The organism is Odoribacter sp., assembly GCF_985060555.1.
Genome location: NZ_CFKYFN010000095.1, coordinates 1 through 12,186, shown reverse-complemented (window position 1 = coordinate 12,186; position 12,186 = coordinate 1). Strand labels below are relative to the sequence as shown.

Sequence of the window (12,186 nt, the reverse complement as noted above, 5' to 3'; positions counted from 1 at the left end):
GCGATGAACCTGTTTTTATTGGATATTATCGAAGATACCGTGGTAGATGGTCCGGGATTCCGGACCTCTCTCTATGCGGCAGGATGCCGGCATCATTGCCCCGGTTGTCATAATCCCCAATCCTGGGAACGTGAGCATGGGCATGCGGTCGGAGTAGAAGAGGTGGCCGAACGCTTGCTGACCGATCCTTTTTCAAATATTACTTTTAGTGGGGGAGACCCTTTGGAGCAAGTCGAAGCATTTACTGAATTGGCTAAGTTGATTAAAAACAAAAGCAAAAAGAATATTTGGTGTTATACCGGTTATCGCTACGAAGAGGTGTGCCGGTCTGCCCGGTTGGCACAAATCTTGCCTTATATCGATGTTTTGGTAGATGGACGTTTTAATCAGCATTTGCGGGATACCGATTTGCTTTTCAGGGGAAGTAGCAATCAACGGCTGATCGATGTTCCTGAATCCCTCTTGAAAGGGAAAATACAACTTTACGATTACTCACCTTATCCTGTTATTGCCGTATAGGGCTTCAATCGTTTTCAATGCGATTTCCTGTTTTTGTATAAATATGCTCTTTCTTGTATAAATATGCCTGTGTCTTGTTGTTTAATAGATTGATATACAGATATAAACAAAACATGTTGAAAATATTTTATGCCAAGAAAATGCCGAAAACAATTCGTAATTTTGGCGGCGTTAAATCATAAATCAAAATCATAAATCTAAAGTCAATATGGGATTTGTTACGAAAGAGAAATTTCTCTCTAAAGATTTTTTTATAACCTATGCCTGGTTGTTGGGCGGATGTTTTGTTTTTGCCCTGGGGGCGGTGATGTTTGCTGAGCCTTATGGGTTTGCTCCCGGAGGAACTTACGGATTGTCTATGGTATTTCACCATTTGTGGGGGTGGGAGACTGAAATTGCAGCCCTGTGTATGGACGTTCCTTTACTCTTGTTGGGAATTTACTTTTTGGGAGGTATGTTCGGGGTAAAAACCATTATCTGTACGTTCGCTATTCCGGCATTTATGCGTCTCATCCACTATTTATACGGCTATGATGCCTTGTTGGAGCCCGGTATTACGGATCGTACGTTACTGAACGAACAGTTGTTGTCCGCTATTTTCGGAGGAATTGTTTATGGTATCGGGATCGGTATGATCTTTAAGGCACGGGCAACTTCCGGAGGATCCGATATCATTTCTATGATTTTGAATAAATATACCCACATATCGCTTGGAACTTTGGTGATTATTGTCGACTGTACCATTACGTTGTCGACGGTTGTTGCTTTCGGTGACTGGCGTTTACCGATGTATTCCTGGATTATCGTATTTATCGAAGGAAAAGTGATCGATCTGGTAATCGACGGTGCTGCTGTACATAAGACCCTGATGATTGTCACTGATAAGTTAGATCCGGTGAAGGATGTCATTATCAAGGATATCAACCGGGGAGCAACCTTATTGCCGGCTGTCGGTATGTATCGGGGAGAAAGCCGCAATATGATCTACACCATCCTCACACGCCGTGAAATGATGATTTTACGGCATCGGATTGCAGAAATCGACCCCGAAGCCTTTATCAATGTAATCGATTCGAAAGAAATTCTGGGACGCGGCTTTAAACCGCTGAAAGAAAGTTGAAACTATTTTACTGCCACTTAGGCAGATTGTCGGTTGTGGTTAAGAAAGAGAATTTTTGAATAGGGTCTGTGCAGTTGCTTTGCGCAGACCCTATTGAGTTTTCGGATTAATACATATCGGTAATATCCCAGACAAAAGCCCGGATACCGTTTTCTTTGTTTACTTCATCCAACGCTTTGACGTATTTCAGAATCAGGGGCACCATTTCTTCTTCGACGATGGTAATGGTGGCGGAGTTCATTTCCGGCCAGGTATGAGATCCCATACGAGGTTCTCCGGTTTCTGTTCCTGCTCCGTTAACCAGAGGCCATTGTGTAAATCCTTTGATCTGTAATTGATCGAGGAGAAAAGCTACTCGCTCTGTCAGGGCTTGGTTGTATGTTATGAATACTGCTTTCTTCATATTTGATTTTGATTTTTGATTTACAATTTCAGACTTTAATATCGGTCTGAAACTGTAAATCTGCATTATCGATTACTTTTTGGGTAGATCTTTTTCAGGATCGAAGTCTTTCATAAATTTAAATTCTTTGGCCAGTGCCTTTTTCTTGTCACGGCTACCGCTTTTGTCCATAGCAGCGTATACGGCCGGGACGATGATCATCGTAATGATGGTGGAGAAAACCATACCACCGATTACTGCGATACCCATTGGCCGCCAGGTTTCGGAACCTTCACCTGCACTGATCGCCATCGGTACCATACCCAGAATCGTAGTCAAAGAGGTCATCAATACCGGACGCAGACGGGAACGACAAGCTTGTGCAATAGCATCGTACAAGCGAATACCTCTTTCACGCATCAGGTTGATAAAGTCGATCAACACAATACCGTTCTTCGTCACGATACCGACCAACATAATAGCACCCAAGGCAGCCACGATACTCAAGGTGGTGTTCGTGAGCAACAGGGCCAGAATTACTCCTGTGAATGCAAACGGAATGGCCAACATGATAATGAACGGCATCTTGAAAGATTCGAACTGAGCGGCCATCACAATGTATACCAACATCAGGGACAACAGTAACAGCCAGATCAAAGAACTGAAGGATTCCTGCTGGTCTTCGTAGTTACCACCGATGTAAAGACTGACATCCTGAGGTACATCTTCCAGATTGTCGATAATCTGTTGTGATGCCTGTGCGATATCTCCTAAAGCTACGCCAGCTGCCGGAGTGATAGACACTTTCAGGATACGCTGTTTGCTTTTACGCTCGATATTTGGCGGTGAGAAGTACTCTTTGATTTCACCCAATTCTTTCAGACGTATTTTTTCGCCGTGGCCGTCTATGATCAGGATATTTTCGATCTCCGTCAGAGAAGAACGGTATTTCTCATCCAGGCGGACGATGATGTCGTATTCTTCTCCGTCTTCTTTGAATTTACTGTTACGGAAACCGTAGATCCGGTTACGGACATAAGAACCGACTTCTGAAGTGGTCAAACCATGACGAGCCAGTTTATCCTGATCTAAAGCAATCTGGAGTTCGGCTTTATCGTCGTCCCGGCTGATTTTGATATCTTCGGCTCCCGGGATCTGACGGGCTTTCACTGCGATATCCTGAGCCAAACGGGTGGTTGTGTTGAAATCGTGACCCATAATTTCGATATCGACAGAGTTGCTACCCATAGAACCACCGCTGGATGAGGTACTGACTGTATATTGCAGTACATCCGGGAAACTCTTCAAGATAGAACGAACCTGGTCGGCAATGACGAAAATACTCCGTTCACGGTCTTTAATATCTACGGTACGTAAACGCATATTCAGGATATTGTTACCGGTACTGTTCATCATAGAAGCGAAGGAAGCTTCTTCTTCACTACCGTACGACAAGTTGATGATCGTAATTTCCGGTATATCTGCCCGGATCATTGAGTCGATCTGTAAAGCGACTCTTTTCGTCTCTTCTACCCGTTGACCGGATTGCATTTTTGCATATACAGTCATATTGCTCTGGTCGTTCTGCGGCATAAAGTCGGTTTTGATAAAACGCGTAAGGCTGCAAGACCCCAGGAAGATGGCAGTCATGAAACAAATGACGAATGTTTTATGATGCAGTACCCAACGGATCAGTCTTTCATAACCTGAATCCAGCCTATCCAATTGCCGGGATACGAAATTGTAAAAGCTGAACTTGCTGTTACTGGTCTTTTCCTGTATCCGCATTAATTGTGAACAAAGCATAGGAGTCAGAGAAATAGCCGTCAGTGTCGAGGTACATACGGTGATACAAACGATCCATCCCAACTGTTTGAACAAGATTCCGGTCATTCCGGTTACCAGGGTCAGCGGGAAGAACACAGCTACGGTTACCAGTGTGGTGACGATTACAGACAACCATACTTCATTCGTTCCGTATTTGGCTGCTTCACGTGGCCGGCTTCCCCGGTCGATATGTTTCGTTACGTTTTCCAACACTACGATGGCATCGTCTACCACCATACCGATTGCAATAGAGAGGGAGGACAGTGAAATTACGTTCAGAGACTCACCCGTTGCAAACAAATAGATGAAGGCGACAATCAGTGAGATCGGGATGGTCAGAGCAATGATAAAGGTGGCCCTCCATCGTCCTAAGAACAGAAATACGACCAATACCACAAAGATCGAAGCGTACATCAATGTTTCCTGCAGGTTGTTGATCGACTTTACGATAAAGTCCGAGTTATCCGAAATGATTTGGAAGTTGATGTCCGAAGGCAATTCTTTCATCGCCAATTCCAGTTGCTTTTTCGCTTCTTTAGCTACGGCAACGGCATTGGCGTCGGTTTGTTTGGTGATCATCAGTACACCGCCGCGTCCCCGGTTGATCGTTTGTTCCAGTGTGATGTCTTTGATCGTATCCCGCACGACAGCAACATCATGCAAATAGATGGTTTTATTATTTTGAGTGCCGAGTACGATATTTTTGATCTGGTCGCTTTCTGCGAACTCCCCTTCTACACGCAAGGCATAGTCCATCAGCCCCATTTTCACATTACCGGAAGAAACATCCTTGTTCTCTGCCAGAATTTTGTTACCGATCTGTTCGAGAGTCAGGTTGTAAGCATCCAGTTTATTCGGGTCTAAATCGACATAAACCACACGTTCCGGTGCTCCGGCAACGATCACAGAAGCTACACCGTCTACCCGGTTCAAACGGGTGATCAGTTTGTCATCCAGAATCTTGTCTATACCGGGATAAGATTGGTCGGCCGTGACGGCATAAATCAGGATCGGCATCATAGACGTGTTGAAACGCATAATGGTCGGTCGGTCGATATCGTCCGGCAAATTTTGCATTGCTTTATCGACAGCGTCACGTACGTCGTTGGATGCTTCGTCCAGATTGGCTTCCCATTCGAACTCCAGAGAGATTACTCCTAAGTTGTCATAGGACGTAGAGGTCATCTCTTTCAGATTATCTACGGAGTTCAATTGATCTTCCAGGATTTTGGTTACATTTTCCTCAATATCCGAAGCATTCGCTCCCGGATAAGTTGCCATCACTGTGAGGTAGGGCGGGTCCATCTTAGGGTATTGGTCCACCGGCAACTGTATATAAGAGGCAACACCTAATACCATAATGGCGATAAATACCATTAATGTGGAAATAGGCTTGTTGACCGCTGTATTGTATATACTCATATTCTTACTATTTATTTGATGTATTTATCTTATTGAGTGATAGTAATGGGTGAACCGTCGATAACACGTCCCTGACCGACAACGATCAATTCGTCTCCTTCCTGGATTTCGTCGCTGATCAATTCGATCTTATCTTCAAAACGCTTCCCTAAATTCACGGATACTCTTTTGGCTTTACCGTCTTTGTTGATGAATACGTAGCGGTCATTCGCACCCTGAAGTTTCAACACAGCGATAGCAGGAACAACAACGGTTTCGGTATTTCCGATAAAGAAATTGATGGTTCCGTACATACCGGGACGTAATGCTTCGTCATCGTTCGGAATCTTCACTTCAACGGTGAAAGTTCTCGAAGCCGGATCGATCGTCGGATAAACGATACTTACCTGTCCTTCGAATATCCGGTCGGGGTAAAGGCTACTTTTCAATTCTACTTTCGTGCCTTTCTTTACCGATAAGAAATATTGTTCCGAAAGATTTACGTAGGCTTTCAGGGGATTGATTTTTTCAATTGCAATGATCGATGGTTTGGAAGCACCACCGAAAGCAGCTCCTGTATATACTTCTCCGTTTTCGAAATATTTTCCGGTCACTACTCCGTTGAAAGGAGCCAACATCCGGGTATTTTCTTTCAGGAAGTCTACGTTCGATTTAGCTACCTCATATTGGGTCACTGCAGCATCGTAGGCTTGCTTACTGATACTCTGAGTTTCATTCAGCATTTTAGCCCGGTTGTATTCGGTTTCCAGATTTTTTAACTGGACTTCGGCTTGTTGCAGATTCGTCCGGTCCATTTCGACTAATAATTGTCCTTTTTTAATCCGGTCCCCAACTTCTACATAGATTTTTTCAATACGTCCGGTAGCTGCAGGTGCATAATACACTTGCTCGTCTGCCTGTAAATTTGCTGTGTAGTCCAGGGTACGGGCAATGTTTTCTTTTTCCAGTTTTTGAACTTTCACCGGGATAGCTTCAACTACGCTGGTATCTTTGTCAGAATCTTTCTTTCCTGAACAACCGGCTAATACAGCAATCGCGAGGGTAGATAAAATTACGTTCTTTATCATTGTTTTCAATATTTAATTTGTTTCTTTTTCAATTACAGAGCTAAAAGATCGCTTTCCGACTATTCACTCCTGATTATTTTAGCTCGTTATACAGTTTCTCCAGTTGAGTTTGTGCCTGTAATAATGTTAAACAAGCCGAAGTATAGTTGTTTTCTGCGGTCAGGTAATTATTGTTGGCCTGGGTCAGATCTAAACTGGATACGGCTCCGGCATTGTATTTATACTGGTAATTTTCCAGCACTTTCCGGGCAACCTGAATATTCTCACTTTGCAGGTTATAATCTTCCAAAGCATTTTTCAGGGCGAATTTATATTGCTCTTCCTGTAAGTTCAATTGATCCGCCAATAAACTCTTGTTCAGCGTGGTTTGTTCCAGCGTGATTTTCTCCTGATCGAGCTGCGCTTTACGTTGCAGACCTGAAAAAATAGGAATACTCATCGTAATGGTAGCTGAATGTTTCGGACTGAAATCCAAGCTAGGTTTCAGGATTTTATAGGTGTAACCGTAGTTTGCAGAGATCGTCGGTGAATAAGCCCATTTTTTCAATCCTACCATTTTCTTTTGTAATTCCTCCTGGGTCTCCATCAGTTTGTATTGGGCATTCTGGTTGATATCGAATTCCTGGCCGGCCAGTTTCAGGAAATTACCGACTTCCAGAAAATTATCCAGTTGATCGGCCAGGGTGATCGGAGTCCCGGCTTGTAAACCCAGTTGCAGGCGCAATAAATTATAGTTTACGTCTACTGTCCGTTGCATAGCCAGAAGGCTGTTTTTCAACTGTCCGACAGTGATGCGGATCTGATCGACGTCTGTCGGCTCGGCAGTACCTGCTGCCAGCATATTTTCGGTATGACGCTGTATCTGGCTCATATTTTCCAGGTTCTGCTTTACGATTTCCATCAGGCGTTCGCTCACCAGGATGGTATAATACGAATTATAAACCGTTTCTTTAATATCCAATTCGGTTACATCCACTTGCTGAGAAGCAATCAGTTTAGCAATCTTACTGGTTTGTATTCCCAATATCCATTCACCACTGAATAGCAGTTGGTTAACGGTAACCCCGACGCTCGACTGGTCTTTCAGTACGGTAGACGATTCCGATCCAGGGAAACTCATCTTATATCTGAAATTGGTGCTATAGTTCAGATCGCCGTTGATTTGAGGCAAACCTTGAGAAATGGCTTCTGTCACCATTTTATTTCTCAATTCGATATTCATTTGGGATGCCTGTAGTTCTTTGTTGTGCTCTACGGCAAAATTTACCGCTTGTTCTAGCGTCAGACGCTGGGGATCATTCGGTGTGGTCTGGGCTTGCAGCAAACACGGAATGAGAATCGCAACAAAAATGATTAATACTCCTCTTTTCATTCTCTTTAATTATTAGATTTTTGATTTTGATTATACACGTTTATATCCCGAAATTCAGCTAAACAGCATAGCTCCTGGGAAAGTTAGATCTGTTCTTTTTCATGGCTTAGTTGTTTTTTCATGAGGTTTATTATAAAGTAAATGTTCCAATTCATGCATCCCTTGGGGAGTCGCGAAACTGCGGATAATATTTTCTACAATCGTAGAGACGATCGTAGAAATCGGATATTTCAATTCACTGATCATTTCCGGCTCACCGATGAGAGACATTTGCTTTACAAACAGGTAGACCTGGATCTCACGATTGATATCAGACCGGAAATAACCATCCCGTATCCCTTTGTCGATCACTTCGTTAAATAAATTTTGGATAAAAATCTGATCTTTGTTATTTACTCGTTGATAAACATCCGGATGGTATTTCTTTAAATCGAATAAATTCGCCGGCATCCTGCTGTTGAAGCTCCGGATGATATGGTCTCTGATCGTCAACATGATCTCTACAGAATTATGTTGTTTCAGTTCTTCGATATCCTTCTGTGTACGGTAATTATTTCTACGGTGCATCATGATCTGTTCGACAAGATCGTCTTTATTACTGAAATATTGGTATAAAGTTTTTTTCGAGATCTTGAGATGCGAACAGATATCGTCCATTGAAGTACTTCTTAAGCCATATTTTAAAAATAACTCAGAAATATTTTCTAATAGTTCTTCTCTTGCCCGATTAAATTCGCTTTCTGTCATGATAAAATTAAATTTGCACATGAAAACGTTTTGAATATATATCGTTTCCATGGGACGCAAAAGTACAAATATTGTGCCAAAGCGTGATTGTAATGTAGTTAAAATACTGTGAAATATAATAAATAGAAAAACCTTTTACTTTTTACCTTTTACCTTTTATCTTTTTCCTTTTTACCTCTTACCTTTGTACTATGATTGATCAAGCGACGATACAGAAGATTTTCGATGCTGCAGATATTTACGAAGTGATTTCCGACTTTGTAAGTCTGAAGAAGAGAGGGGTGAATTATGTGGGCTGTTGTCCTTTTCATAATGAAAAAACAGGTTCTTTTACGGTCTCCCCGTCGAAGGGTATTTATAAATGCTTCGGATGCGGGAAAGGCGGGAATGCGGTGAATTTCATTATGGAACACGAACAATTGTCTTATGTCGAGGCTCTGCGTTGGCTGGCGGCTAAATATAATATTATCATCGAAGAAAAAGAGCTTTCGGAACACGAAAAGCAAGAGAAGAGCGAGCGGGAAAGTATGCTGATCGTGACCAATTATGCCGAAGAATTTTTCGTACAGCAACTGTTGCATACCGATGAAGGGAAATCGGTGGGGTTGGGGTATTTTCGTCGTCGGGGATTGGATGATCGGACGATCGAGAAATTCGGTTTGGGGTATTGTCCCGAAGCTTGGGACGGTTTCACGAAAGCAGCTTTAGAAAAAGGATATAAAAAAGAGTTTTTGGTAAAAACGGGACTGACCATAGAATCGGAACGCGGACTGTTCGATCGTTTCCGTGCCAGGGTGATGTTCCCGATTCGTGATTTGGCCGGTAAGATCATTGCTTTCGGTGGCCGGATTATGACCAACGATAAGAAAAGTGCCAAATACCTCAACTCTCCGGAGTCTGAGATTTACCACAAGAGCCGTACGCTGTACGGGATCTATTTTGCCAAGAAAAGTATTGTACAGCACAATCGTTGTTATTTGGTAGAGGGATATCTCGATGTGATCTCTTTTCACCAAAAGGGGATAGAAAATACCGTGGCTTCTTCGGGTACTTCTCTGACGATCGAACAAATCCGTCTGATCCGCCGTTTGACCCCGAATGTAACGATCATCTATGACGGTGATGCTGCGGGAATAAAAGCGTCTCTACGCGGGATCGACCTGGTACTCGAAGAGGGATTGAATGTCCGTGTCGTGTCCTTGCCCGACGGCGAGGACCCCGATTCCTATGCGCAGGCGCATACTGCCGAAGAAGTGTTGGAGTATATCTCCGGGCATGAAACGGATTTTATTCATTTCAAGACAAAATTATTGTTGACACAAGCGGGTAGTGATCCGATAGAAAGAGCGAAGTTGATTACAGATATCGTCAGGAGTATTTCGTTGATTCCCGATACGATCACCCGTTCGGTATATGTTCAGGAGACTGCGAACCAAATGAAGGTGGAAGAAAAGCTCCTTTACAATGAGATCGCCCGTATCCGGAAAGAAAAAGTCGGCGATCCGACCCCTTTGCCCTATAAATCGCCCACTCAACAGCCCCCTCGGGTGACTCTGACTCCGGCCAAGACTGTTCAGGTGACGCCTTGCGACACCGAAGAAATGGTGTTGGTGCGTTATTTGTTGCTCTTCGGAGGACAGGAGCTTTACGAAGAAGAGCGTGACGGGATGCCTTATTCGGTTACTGTCGGGGAATATATCATTCACGAACTGGCTGAGGACGAACTGGAAATGTTGAATCCCCGTTTGAGAGAAATTCAGAATGAATACCGGAAGAATTATCGGAATCCCGGATTTATCCCTTCTAAGTATTTTATCGGCAACCCGGATGTGTCGATTTGTGAACTTGTCGCGGATATTCTGAGCGAACCCTATGAATTGAGTAAACTTTGGACCCTGAAAGATTCCTCGATGCGGACCGAAGAGATGATGCTCGACGAACTATTGCCTAAAATTGTGGATAATTATAAGATGCGCCGGGTAGAAATCCTTTGCCGCGAGGCTGACGAGAAGATTCTGGAATTTCAAAATGCAGGCGATATGGAACGGCTTGTCGAATGGATTAAGAAAAAGAATGCTATGATTAAAGTCCGGGCCAGAATCAATGAGAAATTGAAAAGGACGATTTAGCAAAACAACTGTGGTTGATCCAGGGACATTCCTAAAATATTAGGAAATTAGTCGACTGATTCATGTGTAAATTATTGCGAATTAGTTGACTTTTTTATCTTTAGGTAGGGATATTTACTGAATATCCCGATCTATCGATTTACTTTTTTACCAAAAAAATTATGATTAATAGAAACGCCATCTGTACTGGAAGATACGTTACGAAATTCCCAATTAAATTCTCCTGTGTGATTATCTAAAGCATATAACCAATCATATTCATAATTACCATTATTTTCTCCAATTACACCTAATCCATTTGCACCATTATGGTGTCCCCATACCTCATCATGAATCATAAAAGACCAAAAGAAAATGGAAATATTTACATGTGTTATAGATTTTATGTTAGCAGTGCCACTTTGGAAATAACAATGACTATTAGCTGCCATTGAAGCTAACAATACATTTCTTTCTGTTGTTCCTCCATCTTCGCTTGAAGTTTTTAAACGTGGGGAAAGAATATTTAAATTATTTGTCGTATTATGTTTTGTGAATATATAACTTGTGTGAGAAGCTGAATATGTAGTTGGGAATGGATATTGCAAATTTATTTCAAGTGAATCATTTTCTGCTTGCTCTATAACTTTATTTACATCTATGAGATTTGCCAATAAATCTTCGTAGGCTTCCTGGCATACTTTTAATGAATCTATAGCAAAACAGTTATTTTTTGTAAAGATAAGCTTGTTATTTATTGCTTTAACATATTCTTTTTTGGCCAGTCAAATAGAGTCTTTGGAATCTGAACTTGCAGACCTGGCTTCGTCAGAGTTTGACAGGCAGATTAAACTTCTTACATCCATCAAAGAAATTGGTATCACTTTGGCTACGGCCTTGATTGTCGCTACCGGAGGATTCTCCTATTTCGATAACGCAAAGCAAATTTCCCGTTTTATCGGAATATGCCCGACATACCAGCAATCCGGAACATCCGTGCACATCAAAGGTGGGATAAACCGTAACGGGGATGTGAGCCTGCGTTCACTGCTATATGCCGCCTCGTGGTCGGCATTACGTGGTAACACAACCTGTAAAGAGTGCTACACACGATTGAAAGCCAACGGAAACCTTCCAAGGTGGCTCTTATTACTGTTGCAAACAAGCTCGTCAGGCAAGCATTTGCCGTAATCAAATCAGACTCTCCTTATGTGGATGGATTTGTATCTACCCGGCAAACAAAATAGCTTATGGTGGAGTTTTTTCTCTCATTTTACTTGCAGATTAATATAGTTCGTTACTTATTCGTCTCCGGTGTTCGTGTTATCACTGCATGGAAAACGAACTGTGACCTAAAAAGTATAAACTTCTATCAAACAGATGTTTTTCTGATACTTTATGCATTAGAGATTAATTTAATAATCAGTATTTTATAGAAATAATCCGATCTAATAATCCAGGTATTCGTACTCCGGTCAGGGTGGCCTGCCCTTTCATTCAATAAAACTTTCCTTCTTTGCCCTGTAGTGCTGACGGAAGATGGAGGGTTTTGTGGCGGAAGACCATTGGAGCAGGAACGAGTGTCCGGTTAGGTTTTCCGAACGCCCGACCGGTGGTGTCTG

General features: G+C 42.5%; 9 protein-coding genes and 1 pseudogene. 4 read left to right on the top strand and 6 right to left on the bottom strand.

Annotated elements, in window-relative coordinates; all coding sequences use genetic code 11:
* Nucleotides 1–3 precede the first annotated feature (3 nt).
* Both nrdG and AC5RDS_RS13060 read left to right on the top strand, forming a co-directional pair.
* Nucleotides 4–519 carry an anaerobic ribonucleoside-triphosphate reductase activating protein gene (gene nrdG, locus AC5RDS_RS13065; protein ID WP_013612716.1) on the top strand — a complete coding sequence of 172 codons (516 nt, stop codon included), beginning with the start codon at nt 4–6 and terminating at the stop codon, nt 517–519.
* Nucleotides 520–727: 208 nt separating this feature from the next.
* Nucleotides 728–1,639 carry a YitT family protein gene (locus AC5RDS_RS13060; protein ID WP_013612714.1) on the top strand — a complete coding sequence of 304 codons (912 nt, stop codon included), beginning with the start codon at nt 728–730 and terminating at the stop codon, nt 1,637–1,639.
* Nucleotides 1,640–1,745: 106 nt separating this feature from the next.
* Here the strand turns inward: AC5RDS_RS13060 and AC5RDS_RS13055 are convergent, their stop codons facing one another.
* The 5 genes from AC5RDS_RS13055 to AC5RDS_RS13035 all read right to left on the bottom strand — a co-directional run bounded on the left by AC5RDS_RS13055 (nt 1,746) and on the right by AC5RDS_RS13035 (nt 8,456).
* Nucleotides 1,746–2,042, bottom strand: coding sequence for a PG0541 family transporter-associated protein (locus AC5RDS_RS13055; protein WP_013612713.1), 297 nt, complete (start codon nt 2,040–2,042; stop codon nt 1,746–1,748).
* Between the two features lie 72 nt (nt 2,043–2,114).
* The gene (locus tag AC5RDS_RS13050) at nt 2,115–5,270 is read right to left on the bottom strand and encodes an efflux RND transporter permease subunit (RefSeq protein WP_013612712.1); all 3,156 of its coding nucleotides are present in this window, start codon (nt 5,268–5,270) and stop codon (nt 2,115–2,117) included.
* 29 nt (nt 5,271–5,299) lie between these two features.
* Complete coding sequence (locus tag AC5RDS_RS13045) at nt 5,300–6,337, bottom strand: efflux RND transporter periplasmic adaptor subunit (protein ID WP_013612711.1); 1,038 nt, start codon at nt 6,335–6,337, stop codon at nt 5,300–5,302.
* A 73-nt stretch (nt 6,338–6,410) separates the two neighbouring features.
* Nucleotides 6,411–7,709, bottom strand: coding sequence for a TolC family protein (locus AC5RDS_RS13040; protein WP_013612710.1), 1,299 nt, complete (start codon nt 7,707–7,709; stop codon nt 6,411–6,413).
* Between the two features lie 99 nt (nt 7,710–7,808).
* Nucleotides 7,809–8,456 carry a TetR/AcrR family transcriptional regulator gene (locus AC5RDS_RS13035; RefSeq protein WP_013612709.1) on the bottom strand — a complete coding sequence of 216 codons (648 nt, stop codon included), beginning with the start codon at nt 8,454–8,456 and terminating at the stop codon, nt 7,809–7,811.
* A 191-nt stretch (nt 8,457–8,647) separates the two neighbouring features.
* Between AC5RDS_RS13035 and dnaG the strand changes: the two genes are divergently transcribed.
* Nucleotides 8,648–10,585 carry a DNA primase gene (gene dnaG, locus AC5RDS_RS13030; RefSeq protein WP_337778701.1) on the top strand — a complete coding sequence of 646 codons (1,938 nt, stop codon included), beginning with the start codon at nt 8,648–8,650 and terminating at the stop codon, nt 10,583–10,585.
* Between the two features lie 131 nt (nt 10,586–10,716).
* Here the strand turns inward: dnaG and AC5RDS_RS13025 are convergent, their stop codons facing one another.
* The gene (locus AC5RDS_RS13025; RefSeq protein WP_195328757.1) at nt 10,717–11,238 is read right to left on the bottom strand and encodes a hypothetical protein; all 522 of its coding nucleotides are present in this window, start codon (nt 11,236–11,238) and stop codon (nt 10,717–10,719) included.
* A gap of 82 nt (nt 11,239–11,320) precedes the next feature.
* Here AC5RDS_RS13025 and AC5RDS_RS13020 point away from each other — a divergent pair.
* Nucleotides 11,321–11,811: pseudogene (locus tag AC5RDS_RS13020) on the top strand (transposase); the annotation flags it as partial.
* Between the last annotated feature and the right edge of the window lie 375 nt (nt 11,812–12,186).

Coding starts and splice junctions, on each gene's coding strand:
- nrdG (WP_013612716.1), top strand. CDS start 4: ATGAACCTGTTTTTATTGGATATTATCGAAGATACCGTGGTAGATGGT.
- AC5RDS_RS13060 (WP_013612714.1), top strand. CDS start 728: ATGGGATTTGTTACGAAAGAGAAATTTCTCTCTAAAGATTTTTTTATA.
- AC5RDS_RS13055 (WP_013612713.1), bottom strand. CDS start 2,042: ATGAAGAAAGCAGTATTCATAACATACAACCAAGCCCTGACAGAGCGA.
- AC5RDS_RS13050 (WP_013612712.1), bottom strand. CDS start 5,270: ATGAGTATATACAATACAGCGGTCAACAAGCCTATTTCCACATTAATG.
- AC5RDS_RS13045 (WP_013612711.1), bottom strand. CDS start 6,337: ATGATAAAGAACGTAATTTTATCTACCCTCGCGATTGCTGTATTAGCC.
- AC5RDS_RS13040 (WP_013612710.1), bottom strand. CDS start 7,709: ATGAAAAGAGGAGTATTAATCATTTTTGTTGCGATTCTCATTCCGTGT.
- AC5RDS_RS13035 (WP_013612709.1), bottom strand. CDS start 8,456: ATGACAGAAAGCGAATTTAATCGGGCAAGAGAAGAACTATTAGAAAAT.
- dnaG (WP_337778701.1), top strand. CDS start 8,648: ATGATTGATCAAGCGACGATACAGAAGATTTTCGATGCTGCAGATATT.